Raw genomic sequence first — 17,611 nt, 5'->3', positions numbered from 1 at the left:
CGCAGGCGACTGCGCATGTGTCTGTGGAAACAATGGAAGAGACCCAAGACCAGATTGCGTAATCTCCGTGCACTCGGCGTGCCCGAATGGGCGGCTCGAATGATGGCGAACTCACGCCGTGGTCCGTGGGAAATGTCCCGTAACACAAACAATGCCCTTCCGACTTCCTACCGGGAAGCGAAAGGGCTGAAAAGTCTGCTTTCTCGTTACCTGGAACTTTGTTAACCTTACGGAACCGCCGTATGCGGACCCGCATGTACGGTGGTGTGAGAGGTCGGGGGCTAGCCGCCCCCTCCTACTCGATTGGCATGCTGATGATGCGACGAGCCGCGCCGACGCGCCGGATGGAGCCGGCGCGCTTGTAGCGCCCGGCATTGCCCGGCAGCCGGGGCGGCGGAGGTCAGTTCTTCTGGAACGTATTCAGGATCGCTCGCACGATTCCGCCCAGAAATTTCGGCAGCTTGATCGTATAAAACTTCACGGCTCATCCCCTCCTTCGGCGCGCCCATCGTCAATCCACTTATATACACGGACATAAAAAATGGTTACAGGTGTCTCGCTCCTGTAACCATCCTATGCATCACCGTTTTGTCCTATTCCGCGGGAGCTTCCGTTTCAATCCGCCGGCGCGATCCGTCCTGTCGAATACAAGATCATGACAAGCACAATCGTGAAGAGGATGAAATAAACGAACGACAGGATGAACAGCCATACCCGCATCGCAATGCGCTCATACCGGGCGAAGAAGCGGATGCCGGCAAACAGCGCGCCGAGCGAGAAAAGGAACCGCCAGAACGTCGGAATCATCGTGAACGCGACAAGCAGCGCACCGATCAGCGTGCTGTAGGCGAACAGCCAGAAGATGTCTTTTCCCCCGATACGTTCCTGATCCGTCATGGCGTCAGCTCCTTATCGCAATTCGGCAATCGCCTGAGCCCGGTCGGAACGTCCGAATACGGCGTTGCCCGCGACGAGCACATCGGCGCCGGCTTCTCTGACAAGCGGCGCGGTCTCCGCGTTGATGCCTCCGTCCACCTGGATATGGACTTCGGCCCTTCCCCGTTCGTTGAGCATGTGCCTGAGCGTCCGGATTTTGTCCAGCACGGACGGGATGAACGACTGGCCCCCGAATCCCGGGTTGACCGTCATGCACAGAATCAGGTCGACATCATCCAGCAGATGCTCGACGAACCCGAGCGGCGTCGCCGGGTTGAGCGCCACCCCCGCCGGCAGCCCGAGCTCCTTGATCTGTCCGACGACGCGATGCAGATGGACGCACGCTTCGGCATGCACCGTAATCCGGTCCGCGCCGGCAGCGGCAAAATCGGCCAGATACCGCTCCGGGCGCTCGATCATGAGATGAACGTCGAACGGCAGCCGGGTCGCGCCGCGGACCGCCTTGATGACCGGCGGACCGAACGTGATGTTCGGCACGAACATGCCGTCCATGACATCGATATGAATCCAGTCGCCGCCGCTGCGCTCGGCATCGGCAATCTCCTCCGCCAGCCGGCCGAAATCGGCCGACAGGATCGAAGGCGCGATGATCGTCATGTCAATACCTCCGCTTCTTCTCGCTCGCTTCCGCCAGAAATGCGGTGTAGCTGTCGTATCGGCTCTGCGCGATCCGCCCTTCGGCGAGCGCCGCGGTGACCGCGCAGCCCGGCTCGTGCACATGCGTGCAGCCTCTGAACTTGCACTCAGACGCCAGCTCGCGGAATTCGCGGAAGCACGAGCCGAGGTCCGCATCCTGCAGCTCGCCGAAATCCAGCTGGCTGAAGCCCGGCGTATCCGCGACATAGCCTCCCCCGCCGACCGGAACCAGTTCCGTATGCCGCGTCGTGTGACGGCCCCGGCCGAGCTTTTCGCTGATGGCGTTCGTCTCCAGCTTCAGCCCCGGCACCGCGGCGTTGAGCAGCGAAGACTTGCCGACGCCCGACTGGCCGCAGACGACGGACAGCCGGCCGCCCAGCACCTCGCGCAGTTCGTCCACGCCTTCGCCGGTCCGCGCGCAGGTCGCGATCGTCCGGTAGCCGATCGGCGGATAGATGCGCTGAACGGCTTCGAACGCTTCTCGCGCCTCTTCCCCGTCCGGCCCGTCAATCAGATCGCGCTTGGTGAGGCAGATTACGGCGTCAATGCCCGCATGTTCGATGAACGCCAGAAACTTGTCCAGCAGCTGCAGGTTGAGCGCAGGCTCCGCGACGGAGAAGACGACGACCGCCAGCTCGATGTTGGCGACCGGCGGACGGATCAGCACCGATGAGCGGGGGTGAATCCGATCGACGGTGCCTTCCCCGCCGCCGATTTCGGTATAGTCGACCCGGTCGCCGACGAGCGGCGACTCGCCGCGCTTCTTGAAAATGCCGCGCGCGCGGCAGCGGATCGGTCCCTCCGCGCCTTGCTCGTATTTGTCCGGTTCCACGAAATAATAACCTGCTAACGCTTTGACAATGCGTCCGGTGGCCACACATCAATCCTCCTGATGCCCTTCTTCGGACTGCGATTCGGCGCCGGGGTCCGCACCGGGGTCGGACGACAGGACATCCGGGCCGCTTTCCGTCTGCGTGCCCGGTACGGCCTCCCCGTTCGCGCCGGCCCCCTGCGGGACGCCCGACGCCGGCTGATCCTCCTGGGCCGGTGCGCCCGGCACGGACTGGACGCCCCGGCCGCCGGCTTTCGCTTCGTCATAAGTGACCGAGAACGAATCGGTGAACTGGCCGTCACGGTAGATCGTCACGATCGCTTCCGTATTGGGCGCCAACACGACGTTGACCGGGAACGATTCCGTCTGCTCGATCCGGCGCGTTCCCCAATCGATTTTCTCTCCGGTCGCGTCGGAGTACTCGATCCGGATCGTGCTCGCCCGTCCGGCCACGGCCGGAGAGATCGAGATGTTGAACGTATAGCGCAGCGCGTCCTCCGGCAGCCCGGAGCTGACGGTCAGCGTCACTTCGCTGCCCTTGGCGACGGGATCGCCCGGCATGAACGGGAACTGGGCGATGACCGTGCCTTCGGGCCTGTAGCTCGGCTCGCGAACGATGCCTTCATCCGGACCGAGCTTCAGTTCGTAGCTCTCAAGCATTTTAATCGCGTCTTCCAGCTTCTTGTCGAGCAGCGAAGGCATATCGAACGTCTCGCGCCCCTTGCTGACGACGAACCGGATGCGCGCCGTCTTCGGATCGAACCGCTCGCCGGCGGCGATCGACTGCTCAATGATATTGCCCGGCTCGGCCTCGTCGAAGACGTCTTCGCGCTCGATCCGATCGGCTTCCACGCCCAAGGCTTCCAGTTGCATCTGCGCATTGGCGAACTTTCGCCCGACAAAGTCTTCCATCGTCTCGAGCTTCGGTCCGCTGCTTACGGTTAGCTGAATGTATGAGCCGGTCTTCACGCGCATGTTCATCTTGTTCTGCGAAATGACGACGCCCGCCGGCACTTCGTCATTCTCCTCGTAGATCACCGGGTCCTCGACCTTCAGCCCTTCCGCCGCCAGCCGTTCGCGGGCCGCCGCCTCCTGCATGCCGACGACGTACGGGACGTCGACTTCATCCGTCTCGATGTAATCGCGCACCATTCGCACACCCCAGATTGCCAGCGCGACGAACACGCCCGTCAGGATGAGCGCCGCCAGCGGCTTCACCCATCTGCGCGGCTTTGACTCGTCAATCCACTCCGGCGAGTCGGGAAACGATTCGTCTTCGCCGTCCTCGCCGCCGCTGCGCGCCGAGGTCTGCGCCTCGGCCGTGCCGCGGATGGCCGGCATGATGCGCGTCGCTTCGGGATCCACCTCGTCATCGTCGAATGTGAGCTTCGGCTCGTGAAGCCGTTCGGGCGACAGACAGGTCTCCAGATCGTTCAGCATCTCCCGGGCCGAAGCGTACCGTTCGGCCGGATTTTTGCGCATCGCGCGCAGAATGACGTTCTCCAGACTTTGCGGGATGAGCGGATTCACCTGGCGCGGTTCCTCGAATCCGTCCTGCAGATGTTTGAGCGCCACGCTGATCGGGCTTTCGCCGAGGAACGGCAGACGCCCCGTCACCATCTGGTACAATACGACGCCGAGAGAATATAAGTCCGATTTCTCACCCGTGACGATGCCTTTGGCATGTTCCGGAGAAAGATAATGCACCGAACCGACGACCGATCCCGTCTGGGTGATGGTCGACGACGTAACGGCGCGCGCGATGCCGAAGTCGGTCACCTTCACCCGGCCGTTCTTGCCGATCAGGATGTTGTGCGGCTTGATGTCACGGTGAATGATCTGATTCAGATGGGCGTGGTCGAGCGCGTCGCAGATCTGCACGGCAATCCGCACCGCTTCGTCCGGCTGCAGCGGCGCCCGCTCCTTGATGATGTCGTTCAGGTTCTGCCCCTCGACATACTCCATGACGATATAGTGCGTATCGTCCTGCTGACCGACATCGTAGACGCTGACGATGTTCGGATGCGAGAGCGAAGCTGCGGCCTGCGCCTCCCGGTTGAAGCGGCGCACGAATTCCTCGTCATGGACGAATTGCTGGCGCAAAATTTTCACGGCAACATTGCGATTCAGCAAAATGTCGTGCGCCCGGTAGACGAGCGCCATCCCGCCTCCGCCGATTCGCTCGATGATCTCGTATCGGCCTCCGAGTTCGTGTCCGATCATGCCGGCTGTTCACCCCCCGGATGCCCGCCTTCGTATTCAATCAGCAGGACGGTCACGTTGTCTTCGCCTCCCGCTTCGAGCGCAAGCTCGATCAGCCGGTTCGCCTTCGCGTCCAGATCGAGATTCTCATCCAGCAGCGTCTCGCGGATCTCGTCCTCGGACACCATCGCGTACAGACCGTCGCTGCAGAGCAGCAGTCTGTCCCCCGGCTGCCATGAAAATCCCTTGAGGTCGACCTCCACTTCCCGCTCCGTCCCGAGCGCCCGCGTCAGCACGTGGCGGCGCGGATGGTTCGCCGCCTCTTCCGGGCTGATCTGCCCGGACTTCGCAAGTTCATTGACGAGCGTATGGTCTTCGGTCAGCAGCCGGAGCGTGTCCCCGCGCTGCTTGTACGCGCGGCTGTCCCCGATATGACCGATGAACCCGGCATCCCCGAGCAGCAGCGCCGCCACCACGGTCGTGCCCATGTTCCGATAGTGCTCGTTGCGCGCGGCCAGATCGAAGACCGCTTCGTTCGCCTGCAGAATCGCCTGGCAGAGCGCCGTCTTCGCCTGTTCGTGCGTAAGCTCCGCCTGAACGGATGTGATCGCCTCGCGGAAGGTGTCGACCGCAAGCTGGCTGGCGACGTCTCCGGCCTGATGCCCGCCCATGCCGTCGGCCACGATCGCGGCCGTCACGCCGCTCGGCAGCTCGGCAGCCCAGGCGCGGTCCTCGTTCACAAGCCGGATGCGCCCGACGTCGCTTCGGTTAGCCGTTCTCAATCCGATATCACCTCATCGATTCCATATGCTTCGCCCGCAGCTGTCCGCATGCTGCGGCGATGTCATGACCCTGCTCCCTGCGAATCGTCGCGTTGATGCCGCGGCTTTGCAGAATGCGCTGAAACGCGAAAATGTCTTCCCGCGGCGTGCGCACGTATTTCCGCTCCGGCACGTAGTTGACCGGAATGAGGTTGACATGGCACAACATGCCGTTCAGCACGTCCGCCAGCTCTTCCGCATGTTCCGGCCGGTCGTTCACGCCGCCGATCAGCGCGTATTCGAACGTAACGCGGCGGCCGGTCTTCGCGATGTAATACCGGATCGCCTCCATCACCTCGTCGAACGGATAGCGCCGGTTGACCGGCATGAGCTTCGACCGCAGCGCATCGTTCGGCGCGTGGATCGAGATCGCCAGATTGATCTGCGTGTTCTCGTCCGCAAACCGGTAAATGTTCGGCACGATGCCGCTCGTGGAGACCGTGATGTGGCGCTGGCCGATGTTCAATCCCTTCGCATGCGTGACGATGCGGAGAAACTTCATCGTCGCGTCATAGTTTTCGAACGGCTCGCCCGATCCCATGATGACGATGCTCGCAATCCGCTCGCCCGCTTCATCGAGCATCTGCTGCGCCGTGACCACCTGCGCGACGATCTCGCCGGCCGTCAGGTTCCGTTTCAGCCCGCCGAGGGTCGACGCGCAGAACGTGCAGCCGATCCGGCAGCCCACCTGCGTCGTGACGCAAATGCTGATGCCGTAATTGTGCCGCATGACCACCGTCTCGATCGCGTGTCCGTCATGCAGGCCGAACAGATATTTGACCGTCCCGTCCTTCGATGTGAGACGCGTGATCTCCGAGAGCGCCACGAACGCAAACGCTTCATCCAGCTTCGCCCGAAGCGCCTTCGGCAAATTCGTCATGTCCTCGAACGACCGGACGCGCTTCACGTACAGCCAGTCGAACAGCTGGTCCGCGCGGAACGCGGGCTCGCCGGCTTCCTTCATCCAATCTTTGAGCTCGTCTAGCGTATAGTCGTATATGAAAGGTTTCATGCTTTCGCTCCATCCGCTGTCAATTGCCGGAACCGTTCCGGCAGCGGCTTGCGCTGCGGACTGCCGGTCAGCGCCGCCATTATCCATATATTTTACCACAGCCGGCCGGGTTCGAACCACTTCGGGCTGACGGGCGCCGCTACCTGCGCTTGCGCAGCCGCGCGATGAAGAAGCCGTCCGTTCCCGCCATGTGCGGCAGCAGCGTCACCGAACCGGTTGCGGGCGACGGTTCGGGTATGCCGGCGGCGAGGAAGCCGTCCAGAATCGACTTCGGCCAATCGCAATCCGGCGCAAACTCGGGATGCGAGGCCAGAAACTTTGCGATCTGCTCCTCGTTTTCGCGCGATTCGAACGTGCAGGTGCTGTACACGAGCAATCCGCCGGGCTTGACGAGCGCCGACGCGGCGGCAAGCAGCCGGTGCTGGATCGCGGCAATCTCGTCGATATCCTCCGGCTTCTTCGTCCAGCGGATTTCCGGCTTGCGGCGGATGACGCCGAAGCCGCTGCACGGCGCGTCGAGCAGCACGACGTCCATCGATTCGGCGCCGACGCGGCGCGGCAGCTCCGCGGCATCGCATACCGACGTGCGGACGGAGGAGAGGCCGAGCCGCTGCGCCTGCTCGACGATCAGCCGCTCCTTGTGCGGATGGATGTCGTTCGCCAGGACGACGCCGACGTCGCCCATCAGTTCCGCGAGATGAGTCGACTTGCCGCCGGGCGCGGCGCAGCAGTCCAGCACCTGCATGCCCGGTTCCGGGTCGCAGGCTTCCGCGACCAGCATCGCGGCTTCGTCCTGCACCGTCCATTCGCCGTCGCGGTACCCGTCCGTGTCGGCCAGGTTCCCGCCCCGGCGGATGACGATGCCGGCGGGCGAAAGCAGGGAAGGTTTCGCATCGAAGCCTTCCGCCTTGAGCCGTTCCAGCACCGACCGGCGGCCGCCGCGCAGCCGGTTCACCCGGATGCTCGCCTTCGGCCGCTCGTTGAGTGCCGCCATGACCGCCTCGGCCGTCTCCTCGCCGTACGCCTCAATCCAGCGGGCGGCCAGCCATTCCGGAAACGAATATTTCAGTGACAGCCGGCGGGCCGGATCGGGATCATCCGGCAGCTCAAGCTCTTCCCGGCAGCCGGCCAGGCTGCGCAGGACGCCGTTGACCAGGCTGACGACGCCGGGATGTCCGCGCTTCTTCGCGATCTTGACCGCTTCGCCGACCGCAGCGTGCGGCGGAATCCGGTCCAGATAAACAAGCTGGTACAAGCTCATCCTGAGCAGCATCAGCACCCACGGCTGCAGCTTGTCCAGTCCGCGCGCGACAAACCGGGCAAGCCAGTAGTCGAGCGTCAGCCGGCGCTGAATCGTGCCGTACACCAGCTCCGTCGCGAGCCCCGCGTCGGTCCTGGAAAGACCGGCGCTTCTGAGCGTCCGGTTCAGTTCAATGTTGCTGTATGCGCCTTCCCTCTCGACGCGCAGCAGCATGTCGAGCGCGGCTTCCCGCGCCGTTGTGCCGCGTCTGGTCAACATCGTCATCATCCTCCGAATGCGGCGCCGGGCGGAAGGCGCATTCCCTTCAGCCACTCGGCGGCCGGCATCGCTTTCTTGCCGGCGGGCTGCACCTGCAGCAGTTCCAGCCAGCCGTCGCCGGCCGCGACGAACAGCCGGCCGCCCGCCGCCCGGATCGTTCCGGGACGCGCATCCGCCCCGCCGCCGGGCCCGTCTGCGGGCCGGCATTGCCACACTTTGAACACTTCGCCGTTCAAGAGTGTATACCCGCCGGCGAACGGCAAAAGTCCCCGCACCTGGTCATACAGCTGCTTCGCGCCGCGCGACCAGTCGAGGCGCTCGTCCTCGCGCGTCAAGTTCGGCGCATAGGTCGCCTCCGCGTCGTTCTGCGGCACGGCCCGCGCCGTTCCCGCGATGATGCCGGGCAGCGTGCGGACGAGCAGTCCGGCTCCCGCCTCGCTGAGCTTGGCGAACAGGGTGCCGGCCGTGTCGTCCGGCTCGATCGGCACCTCGACCCGGCTGATCATGTCGCCGGTGTCGAGCCCTTCGGCCATGTATATGATCGTCACGCCGGTGACCGTCTCCCCGTTCATGATCGCACGCTGGATCGGCGCGCCGCCGCGGTACTTCGGCAGCAGCGACCCGTGCACATTGATGCAGCCGAGTCGCGGCAGATCGAGCAGCGATTTCGGCAGAATCTGCCCGTACGCCGCCGTGACGATCAGATCCGGCTTATAAGCGGCGATCGCCTCCACCGCTTCCGGACGCCGCACGCGCTCCGGCTGCAGCACCGGAATGCCGAGCTCTTCCGCCGCGGCCTTCACCGGCGTCGGCATCAGCAGCTGCTTGCGGCCCTGCGGCCGGTCGGGCTGGGAGACGACGGCCGCGATCCAGTATCCGGACGCGGCGAGGGCGCGCAGCGAAGGCACGGCGAACTCGGGCGTCCCCATGAATACGATGCGAATGTCCTTCATTCTTCCTCTTCTTCCTGCCCTGTCGATTCCGGAATTTTGTAAACCTCGTCCGCAATATCGGTGAACAGCACGCCGTTCAGATGATCGACCTCATGCTGGAATGCGCGCGCCAGATACCCTTCCGCTTCGACGGTGAACGGATTTCCGTCCCGGTCCTGCCCTTTGACGACAACCCGCTGGGCGCGCCGGACGATCCCGTTCAGGCCCGGAATGCTGAGGCACCCTTCGGGCCCGATCTGCTCGCCTTCCCGCTCGACGATCTCCGGATTCACCATCTCGATCAGTCCGTGCTCGTCTCCGACATCGACGACGATGACCCGCTTCAGAATGCCGATCTGCGGCGCGGCAAGCCCGACGCCCTTCGCGTCGTACATCGTGTCGGCCATGTCGCGAAGCAGCTTGTGCAGATTCGCGTTGAACTTGGTCACTTCTTTCGCGCGCTCCCGCAGCACGGGATCGGGATCTTTCACAATCAGCCTGATGGCCATGCGGTTTTGCACATCCTTCTGGTTACAGAATCAAATTTACAGAATCACTTGCGGATCGACATCGACGCTGATCTGGACGTCCCCTGCGGAACGGTCCCCGGCGAGCGTTTCGGCCGCCTGCCGGATCAGGCCCGCCGCGTCGACGATTCCCCGATATTTTATCATAACTTGCCACCTGTAGCGATCTTTGAGGCGCGGGATCGGCGATGCCGCGGGGCCGACCAGTTCCAGCGCCGTCCCCGAGCCGCCGGCGAGCGGCTTCAGCAGCCCGGCGGAGGCGGCGGCGCCGCGCAGCGCCGCGGCGAACCTCTCGGCCGCCTCGGCGAGTTTCGGCAGCTCCGGATGCGACAGCGTCGCAAGCGCCAGCCGGCAGAACGGCGGATACGACAGCAGCCGCCGGGCGCGCAGCTCCTCGCGCACGAACCCGTCATAATCGTGGCGCTGCGCCGCGCGGATCGCGTAATGGTCGGGTGAATACGTCTGCACGACCACCTCGCCGGGCAGATCGTGCCGCCCCGCCCGGCCGGCGACCTGCGTGATGAGCTGGAACGTCCGCTCCGCCGCGCGGAAATCCGGCAGATGGAGCGACGTGTCCGCGGCGATGACGCCGACCAGCGTCACCAACGGAAAATCAAGCCCCTTCGCCACCATCTGCGTGCCGAGCAGCACATCCGCCTCGCGCCGGCCGAACGCCGACAGCAATTTCTCATGCGCGCCCTTCGTGCCGGTCGTGTCGACATCCATCCGGATGACGCGGATGCCGGGGAACGCGCGGTACAATTCTTCCTCGACGCGCTCCGTCCCGGTGCCGAAATAGCGGATATGCGGGCTGCCGCATGCCGGACATTCCTCCGGCTGCCGCTCCGCATGGCCGCAGTAATGGCAGCGCATCACGCTGCTCCGCTGATGGTAGGTCAGCGCAATCTCGCAATGCGGACACCCGGCCGTATAACCGCAAGAGCGGCACATGACGAATGTGCTGTACCCGCGCCGGTTGAGCAGCAGCACGGTCTGCTCGCCGCGTTCCAGCCGCTGCGTCAGCGCCTCGCGCAACCGGCGGCTGAACATCGTCCGGTTGCCCGCGGCCAGCTCTTCCCGCATGTCGACGATGTCCACCGGCGGCAGCGGCAGGCCGAGCGCCCGTTCGGGCAGCGGCAGCCATTCGGCGGACCGGAGCGCCGCGCCGGGACTCACCCGGGCCGCCGGACCGACCGCCTGCCCGCCGCTTTCCGCCGCCGCCGCGGCGGGTGCGAGCCGCGCGGCGGCGAAGCTCTCGAGCGACGGCGTCGCCGAGCCGAGGACGACGACCGCGCCGTGCTGTCCGGCCCGGTACACCGCCGCGTCGCGCGCGTGATATTTCGGGCTCTCCTCCTGCTTGTAGGACGATTCGTGCTCTTCGTCGATGATGATCAGGCCGATCCGCTCAAACGGCGCGAACACGGCCGAGCGCGCCCCGATCGCCACCCGGACGCGGCCGTCGCGGACTTTGCGCCACTCGTCGTACCGTTCCCCCAGCGACAGACGGCTGTGCATGACGGCGACATCGCTGCCGAACCGCCCCTTGAACCGTTCGACCATCTGCGGCGTCAGCGCGATCTCCGGCACGAGCACGATCGCCTGCCGGCCGGACGCGATGCACCGCTCGATCGCCTGCAGGTAAACTTCCGTCTTGCCGCTGCCGGTCACACCCTGCAGCAGCATCGCGGCAGGCTTTCCGCTTTCGAGCGCCTCCGCGATGCGCCGGTACGCGGCGGCTTGCGCATCCGTCAGCGGCAACGGCCGGGTCGGCGTGAACCGGCGTCCCGCGTACGGGTCGCGGTCTTCCTCCACCGCTTCGATGCTGAGCAGCCCTTTGTCCGCCAGCGCGCGGAATATCGATTCCGAGAACCCGCTTTCTTCCGCCAGCCTGCGCAGAGGCACCGGCTCATTCCGCTCCAGCATATGCAGGAGCGCCTGGCGCTGTTTCGTGAGCCTCGCCGGAAACGCCGCGGCGGCCGCCTCGGCCGCCGCCCGGTCCTCGGGCGGGAAGACGGTCAGAATCTTCTTCACCGACAGCCGGTCCCTGACCTGCGCCGATTCGGCAAGCACGCCGCGCCGCAGCGCACCGCTGACGGCCTGCGCCTCGTCGGGGAACCGTTCCAGCAGGGTGGTCAGCTTCACCGGCCCGTATCGTTTGAGCCAGGCGATCAGCGCATCCGAGAGGCCGGGCGCCGCTTCCGCGTGATCCGCGGCTCCCGGGTTTTGCGCCAGACTGACCATTCGTTCCGCCTTGCCCTTGAGTGCCGCGGGAATCATCGCCTGCATGGCCGCCGTCCAGGTGCAGCCGTATGTATCCGCCATCCAGCGCGCCAATTCGATCAGATCGGGACGAAGCGGCGGCGTCGGATCGAGCAGTTCGCCGATCGGCTTCAGACGGCCGGGCTCCACTTCCGCTTCCTGCGCGAAACCGACGACGAATCCTTGCACCGTCCTTCCGCCGAACGGCACCGCGACGCGGCTGCCGACCTCGATCCACGCTTCGGCTTCCTCGGGGACGCGGTAATCGAACGGCCGGTCCGTCTGCCGCGCGGCAACGTCGACGACGACGCGGGCGATCACGGCGCTTCCGCCTCCCGGTCGGCCAGCCGCTCGGCCGCCAGCCGCATCAGGCGCAGCCCGATCTCCCGCTTCGGCATGACTTTCCATTCGGCCGTCCTGCCGGCCGCGTCGAACACGCTCACCGCGTTCGTATCAACGTCGAAGCCCGCGCCGGGCGCCGTCACGTCGTTCGCGACGATCAGGTCGCAGTTTTTGCGCCGCAGCTTGTCCATCGCGTTCGCTTCCAGGTCGTCCGTCTCCGCCGCGAACCCGATGAGCAGCTGCTTCGTCTTCCGCCGTCCCGCTTCCGCGAGAATGTCGGGCGTTTTCTCCAATTCCAGCGTCAGGCGGTCTTCCTTTTTCTTCATCTTGGACGTCCGGCGTACCGCGGGCCGGTAGTCGGCGACGGCGGCCGCCTTCACGACGACGTCCGCCTCGTCGAACCTCTCCATGACCGCCCGCAGCATATCTTCGGCGGATTCCACGCGGACGACCTCGACGCCGGCCGGAAGCTCCGCGGTCACCCGCGCCGCGATCAGCGTCACATCCGCTCCGAGATCGCGCGCCGCCTCGGCGATTGCGATGCCCATCTTGCCGGACGAATCGTTCGTGATATAGCGAACCGGGTCGATCCGCTCCACCGTGCCGCCGGCCGTCACGATGACCCTGCGGTCCGCAAGCGGATGCCCTCCGGCAGCTTCACGCGCCATTTCGGCGAGCAGCGCTTCCGCTGTGTCGGCAATGGTCTCGGGCTCGGCCAGCCGGCCTTTGCCAACGTAGCCGCACGCCAGCTGGCCCGTGCCCGGCTCCACGAACCGGACGCCCCGCTCGGCGAGCAGCCTGAGGTTCGCCTGCACCGCCGGATGGGCGTACATGTGAACGTTCATGGCGGGCGCCACGAGAATCGGCGCGGTCGTCGCGAGCAGCGTCGTGCTCAGCATGTCGTCCGCCAGCCCGTGTGCCATCTTGGCGATGATGTTCGCCGTCGCCGGCGCCACGATGAACAGGTCCGCATGATCCGCCAGATCGATATGCGAAACGACGGCGGGATCCCGCTCGTCGAAGGTGTCCGTATAGACCGGATTGCGCGACAGCGTCTGGAACGTCAGCGGCGCGACGAATTTGGCGGCCGATTCGGTCATGATCACCCGCACATCCGCGCCCCGCTGCGTCAGCCGGCTGACCAGCGCCGCCGCCTTGTAGGCGGCGATGCCCCCCGTCACGCCGACCACGATCGTCCTTCCCCGCAGGCTGCTGCTCACCATAAACGTCCGATTCCTCCTTTTCGTATCCCGGGGATAAAAAAGAACAACCCGCGTCCAAGGGGTTGTTGCCGTGTCCGTTATTTCGCGTTCGAATCTTGTTCAATGGCGAGGAGATCGTGGTAAATTTCCTCCAGCGCCACGCCGACCGGCTTGTGGGATTTGGGCGACTCCAGCTGCGACTTGGCGCCGTCCCGGAGCATTCTCGCCCGTTTGGCGGCCGCCACGACGAGCGAATATTTGCTGTCGACTTTCTTCATCATCTCGTCAATCGATGGATACAGCATGTGCGTCACCTCTTCACGCTTTATGGATGAGGGGCATCAGTCCCGAATATTCCTTCACGATGCGGTCGCGCCGGCAATGTTCGGCGGTAATGATGCTCTGGATGCGGCGGCAGGCCGCCTCGATTTCGTCGTTGACGACGGCATAATCGTATTCGGTGATCATGCCGATCTCCCTGCTCGCTTCCGACATCCGGGTGTCGATGACGGCGGCCGTCTCCGTGCCGCGCCCGGAAATGCGCTGCCTCAGCTCGTCAAGCGACGGCGGAAGCAGGAAAATGAACACGCCTTCCGGATAGTTCCGCTTCACCTGCAGCGCGCCCTTGACATCGATTTCCAAAATAATGTCCTTGCCCTCCGCGATCGTCCGCTCGACGGGTTCGCGAGGCGTGCCGTACAAATTCCCGACGTACTCGGCATACTCCAGCAATGCCCCGCGTTCGATCATCTCCTGGAACTGCTCGCGGGTCTTGTAATAGTAGTCCACGCCTTCGGCCTCTCCGGCCCGCGGCGCACGCGTTGTCGCGGACACGGAATAGACGAGTTCCGGCATCATGCGGCGAAGCGCTCTGCAGACGGTCCCTTTGCCCACGCCGGACGGTCCCGACAACACGATCAACAATCCCTGTTTCATGATACGCCCCAATTCATTCGTCGTTGTCGTCTTCTTTCACGGACAGGCGGTGCGCCACCGTCTCCGGCTGCACGGCAGACAGGATGACGTGGTCGCTGTCGGTAATGATGACAGCCCGCGTGCGCCTTCCGTAAGTGGCGTCGATCAACATGTGGCGGTCGCGCGCTTCCTGGATGATCCGTTTGATCGGCGCCGATTCCGGACTGACGATCGAAATGATCCGGTTGGCCGACACGATGTTGCCAAATCCGATATTGATCAGTTTGATTGCCATTGTGGTCTCCTCCCGGTCGTCATGCCCCTTCCGCCCCGAATGCGGGGACCGCGGCGATGAGCCGACATCGCGGAACAGGCATGATCCCTAACGCAATTCCGGCGCTGCGTATGCGGGCGGCTTTGCACTATTGTTGACATCCGGCGGCCGGAGCATACGTTCGCGCCGCCATCGTTCGGCCGCAGGCCGCTGCCCGGCCCGGCTGGGCCGCGGCGTCTTCCGGTCCGATCCGTGGCAGGTGTAACCATTGGACTCTATTTTAATTCATTTTCGCCGGAGGAACAAGAGATAACGGACGTTTTCACGCCCGCTTTCGCGCGCACGTAACCGGTCAATTTCGCCGTCATGTCATAGAACATGAAAGGTGTCATCAGATAGATTCCATTGAAACATTCCAGCGCTGCGTCCAGCAGCTCTTCCGCGATCCGGACGCCTTCCGCCCGGCCGGCTTCGCCCTCCAGACCGGCCATCCGCCTGCGGACTTCATCCGAGAGCTCGATGCCCGGCACCTCATTGTGGAGAAACTCGGCGTTCCGTCCGCTCGCCAGCGGCATGACGCCGAGAAATATCGGCACGCCGATATGGCGGGTGGCGTCGGCGATCCGCTCGATGAGCGCGGCATCGTACACCGGCTGCGTCATGATGAAGTCGGCGCCGGACTCGACCTTCTTCTCCAGCCGCCGGACCGCCTTGTCCAGATGTTTGACGTTCGGATTGAAGGCGGCGCCGACGACGAAGCGCGCCCGCTGCCTGAGCGGCTTGCCGGAGAACGCGATGCCCTCGTTCAGCTGCTTGATCATCCGGATCATGTCGAAGCTGGTCATGTCGTAGACCGAGCTCGATCCGGGCAGGTCGCCGAATTTCGCGGGATCGCCGGTCACCGCGAGCACGTGGTCGATGCCGAGCGCGTGCAGCCCCATCATATGCGACTGCGTGCCGATCAGGTTCCGGTCCCGGCAGGCGATGTGCACGAGCGGCCGGATGCCGACCCGCTCCTTCACGAGAGCGCCGAGCGCCAGATTGCTCATACGCGTCACCGCGAGCGAATTGTCGGCCATCGTGAGGGCGTCCGCCCCCGCATCCCGCAGCGCTCTCGCGCCGGCCATAAATTTGGAGATATCGAGATCCCGCGGCGGATCCAGCTCGACGATGACGGTGGGCCGCTGCCGGACCAGCTCGACGATCGTCGGTCCGTCTCCGCCGCCCGGGGCTTCGTCGCCGCTCGCCGGCACGGGTTCCGCGTTCACCCGGATTTGCGGCGCGGATTCCCGGGTCTGCGGCGCGGAAGCCTGTCCGGTCGCCGCCGTCCGCTCCGAAGCCGCCCCCGGCGTCCAGCCGGCCAGGGAGGCGGCAATCGCCGCGACATGTTCGGGCGTCGTCCCGCAGCAGCCGCCGATCAGCCGCGCGCCGCGGTCCGCGAACCGCCGCGCGCAATCGCCGAAATACGCCGGCCCGGCGGCGTACGTGTACCGGCCGTCGACGTAATCTGCGCCGCCCGCGTTCGGAAATACGGAAATCGGCAGGTTCACCCCGCCGTCCAGCGCGTCGATCGCATGCAGAATTCCGTTCGGCCCGCTCTCGCAGTTGAAGCCGACGGCGTCCGCACCTGCATCTTCAAGCCGGCGGAACGCTTCGCCGATCGGCAGTCCGGAGTAGAGCAGACCCGTCCCGACGGCCGCCAGCTGGCAGATGACCGTCACGTCGGAGCGGTCCCGCACGAGGCGAAGCGCGAGCAGCAGTTCTTCGAGATCGTAGAACGTCTCGAGGAGAATGCCGTCCACGCCCGCTTCGAGCAGCGCATCGATCTGCTCGGCGAAGGCGCGTTCGATCGCCGGCGTCCCCACCGCGGTCAGCCGGCCGGTGCGGATTGCGCCGACAGCGCCGACAACGTAAGCGTCCGCGCCGACCGCTTCGCGCGCGATGCGCACCCCTGCCCGGTTGATCCGCGCCGCCTCATCCTCCAGCCCGTAACGGGCGAGCCGCTCCGCATTCGCGGAGAACGTGTTCGTCTCGATAACGCGCGCGCCCGCATCGTAATATTGCTTGTGGACGGATGCAATCGTCTCCGGCCGGGTCATGTTGAATTCCTCGTACGATACGCCGATCGGATACCCGAGCTGATGCAGATACGTCCCCATCGCGCCGTCTCCGGTCAGCACCGCAGTCCGCAGCGCATCCCGCAAAACCGGTTTCATCCTTAATCCTCCCCAACGGCGCCCGGGAGCCGCAGACAGCAGAAAAGCAGCCCGCTTGAGGTCCGGCCGCTTCTCTCCTTGCTTCCGGGGCAAGTCTTATGCCCTTATGTTAACGGTACGGGCGCCGTCAGGCAAGCGTTCCGGTGAACACTTCCGCCGCCGGGCCCGTCATGTACACGTGATTGTCCTCCTCGTTCCATTCGATGAGCAGATCACCGCCTGCCAGCGATACCGTCGCCGTCCGGTCGGTCAGGCCGCCGAGCACCGCCGCGACCAGCGTCGCGCACGCGCCCGTGCCGCACGCCAGCGTCGGACCCGCGCCCCGCTCCCAAACGCGCATGACGGCGTGCGACCGCGAGGTGACGGTGACGAACTCGACGTTCGTCTTGCGCGGGAACAGCGGGTGCGTCTCCAGCAGGGGCCCCCATTTGTGGAGATCGAACGACGCCGCGTCGTCCACGAAAATGACGCAATGCGGATTGCCCATTGAGACCGCTGTGAAACGGAACTCGCGGCCGTCCGCCTCGATCGGATGGCCGATCACCGGATTCAGGTTGATCGTCGTCGGCACGGCGAGACCGCTCAGAATCGGCTCGCCCATGTCGACCCGTACCTTGACTGCCTTGCCGCCTTCGGCCTCAATCCGCAGCTGCTGCACGCCCGCACCGAGCGTCTCGATCGTGACCGTATCCTTCGAGATCAGCCCGCGGTCATACACATACTTCGCGACGCATCGGATCGCATTGCCGCACTGCTCGGCTTCCGAGCCGTCCGGGTTCATGATGCGCATGCGGAAATCGGCGCGCTCGGACGCCAGGATGAACACCAGGCCGTCGGCGCCGATGCCGAAGTGGCGGTCGCACAGCTTGACGGCAAGGTCGGACGCGCCCTCCGGAAGCTCACGCTCCCCCGCGACAACGATGAAGTCGTTCCCGAGACCATGCATTTTCACAAATTCCACAGGT

The 17,611-nt window shown here is 64.9% G+C and carries 17 protein-coding genes and 1 pseudogene; 1 reads left to right on the top strand and 17 read right to left on the bottom strand.

Features of this window, described 5'->3' with window-relative positions; translation table 11 throughout:
- A pseudogene (locus C6W55_RS18030) lies at positions 1 to 225 on the top strand (group II intron reverse transcriptase/maturase); the annotation flags it as partial.
- Positions 226 to 400: 175 nt separating this feature from the next.
- Here the strand turns inward: C6W55_RS18030 and spoVM are convergent.
- From spoVM to dapF, 17 genes are all read right to left on the bottom strand, one after another.
- A complete protein-coding gene (gene spoVM / locus C6W55_RS03110; protein WP_015255041.1) occupies positions 401 to 481 on the bottom strand; it encodes a stage V sporulation protein SpoVM in 81 nt (26 codons plus the stop codon).
- 134 nt (positions 482 to 615) lie between these two features.
- The gene (locus C6W55_RS03105) at positions 616 to 897 is read right to left on the bottom strand and encodes a hypothetical protein (RefSeq protein ID WP_286891418.1); all 282 of its coding nucleotides are present in this window, start codon (positions 895 to 897) and stop codon (positions 616 to 618) included.
- A gap of 12 nt (positions 898 to 909) precedes the next feature.
- Positions 910 to 1,554 carry a ribulose-phosphate 3-epimerase gene (rpe, locus tag C6W55_RS03100; protein ID WP_015255043.1) on the bottom strand — a complete coding sequence of 215 codons (645 nt, stop codon included), beginning with the start codon at positions 1,552 to 1,554 and terminating at the stop codon, positions 910 to 912.
- A gap of 1 nt (position 1,555) precedes the next feature.
- Positions 1,556 to 2,470: a ribosome small subunit-dependent GTPase A gene (gene rsgA, locus C6W55_RS03095; RefSeq protein WP_286891416.1), complete on the bottom strand. Its 915-nt coding sequence runs from the start codon at positions 2,468 to 2,470 to the stop codon at positions 1,556 to 1,558.
- Between the two features lie 3 nt (positions 2,471 to 2,473).
- Positions 2,474 to 4,648, bottom strand: a complete 2,175-nt coding sequence (gene pknB / locus C6W55_RS03090) for a Stk1 family PASTA domain-containing Ser/Thr kinase (RefSeq protein WP_286891415.1) — start codon at positions 4,646 to 4,648, stop codon at positions 2,474 to 2,476.
- Positions 4,645 to 5,409: a Stp1/IreP family PP2C-type Ser/Thr phosphatase gene (locus tag C6W55_RS03085; protein WP_286891413.1), complete on the bottom strand. Its 765-nt coding sequence runs from the start codon at positions 5,407 to 5,409 to the stop codon at positions 4,645 to 4,647. The genes pknB and C6W55_RS03085 overlap by 4 nt, the downstream gene beginning before the upstream one ends.
- A gap of 7 nt (positions 5,410 to 5,416) precedes the next feature.
- Positions 5,417 to 6,460, bottom strand: coding sequence for a dual-specificity RNA methyltransferase RlmN (gene rlmN, locus C6W55_RS03080; protein ID WP_286891411.1), 1,044 nt, complete (start codon positions 6,458 to 6,460; stop codon positions 5,417 to 5,419).
- A 139-nt stretch (positions 6,461 to 6,599) separates the two neighbouring features.
- The gene (gene rsmB, locus C6W55_RS03075; RefSeq protein WP_286891410.1) at positions 6,600 to 7,979 is read right to left on the bottom strand and encodes a 16S rRNA (cytosine(967)-C(5))-methyltransferase RsmB; all 1,380 of its coding nucleotides are present in this window, start codon (positions 7,977 to 7,979) and stop codon (positions 6,600 to 6,602) included.
- Positions 7,980 to 7,984: 5 nt separating this feature from the next.
- A complete protein-coding gene (fmt, locus tag C6W55_RS03070; protein ID WP_286891423.1) occupies positions 7,985 to 8,923 on the bottom strand; it encodes a methionyl-tRNA formyltransferase in 939 nt (312 codons plus the stop codon).
- A gap of 5 nt (positions 8,924 to 8,928) precedes the next feature.
- Positions 8,929 to 9,420, bottom strand: coding sequence for a peptide deformylase (gene def, locus C6W55_RS03065; RefSeq protein ID WP_286891408.1), 492 nt, complete (start codon positions 9,418 to 9,420; stop codon positions 8,929 to 8,931).
- A 36-nt stretch (positions 9,421 to 9,456) separates the two neighbouring features.
- Positions 9,457 to 12,018, bottom strand: coding sequence for a primosomal protein N' (gene priA / locus C6W55_RS03060; protein WP_286891406.1), 2,562 nt, complete (start codon positions 12,016 to 12,018; stop codon positions 9,457 to 9,459).
- Positions 12,015 to 13,262: a bifunctional phosphopantothenoylcysteine decarboxylase/phosphopantothenate--cysteine ligase CoaBC gene (gene coaBC / locus C6W55_RS03055; protein WP_286891404.1), complete on the bottom strand. Its 1,248-nt coding sequence runs from the start codon at positions 13,260 to 13,262 to the stop codon at positions 12,015 to 12,017. The genes priA and coaBC overlap by 4 nt, the downstream gene beginning before the upstream one ends.
- Before the next feature lie 77 nt (positions 13,263 to 13,339).
- Positions 13,340 to 13,546 (bottom strand): DNA-directed RNA polymerase subunit omega, encoded by a 207-nt coding sequence (gene rpoZ / locus C6W55_RS03050; protein WP_015255053.1) that lies wholly within the window; start codon positions 13,544 to 13,546, stop codon positions 13,340 to 13,342.
- Positions 13,547 to 13,559: 13 nt separating this feature from the next.
- Complete coding sequence (gene gmk, locus C6W55_RS03045; protein WP_213484346.1) at positions 13,560 to 14,177, bottom strand: guanylate kinase; 618 nt, start codon at positions 14,175 to 14,177, stop codon at positions 13,560 to 13,562.
- A gap of 13 nt (positions 14,178 to 14,190) precedes the next feature.
- Positions 14,191 to 14,451, bottom strand: a complete 261-nt coding sequence (gene remA / locus C6W55_RS03040) for an extracellular matrix/biofilm regulator RemA (protein WP_015255055.1) — start codon at positions 14,449 to 14,451, stop codon at positions 14,191 to 14,193.
- A 254-nt stretch (positions 14,452 to 14,705) separates the two neighbouring features.
- Positions 14,706 to 16,646: a bifunctional homocysteine S-methyltransferase/methylenetetrahydrofolate reductase gene (locus C6W55_RS03035; protein WP_286891401.1), complete on the bottom strand. Its 1,941-nt coding sequence runs from the start codon at positions 16,644 to 16,646 to the stop codon at positions 14,706 to 14,708.
- A gap of 127 nt (positions 16,647 to 16,773) precedes the next feature.
- Positions 16,774 to 17,607, bottom strand: coding sequence for a diaminopimelate epimerase (gene dapF, locus C6W55_RS03030; protein ID WP_286891400.1), 834 nt, complete (start codon positions 17,605 to 17,607; stop codon positions 16,774 to 16,776).
- Positions 17,608 to 17,611: the final 4 nt, after the last annotated feature.

Source organism: Thermobacillus sp., from assembly GCF_003390775.1.
In the GTDB taxonomy this organism is placed as follows: Bacteria; Bacillota; Bacilli; order Paenibacillales; family Paenibacillaceae; genus Thermobacillus; species Thermobacillus xylanilyticus.
The sequence above is the reverse complement of the archived record's forward strand: the minus strand, read 5'-3'. Positions and strand labels throughout refer to the sequence as shown.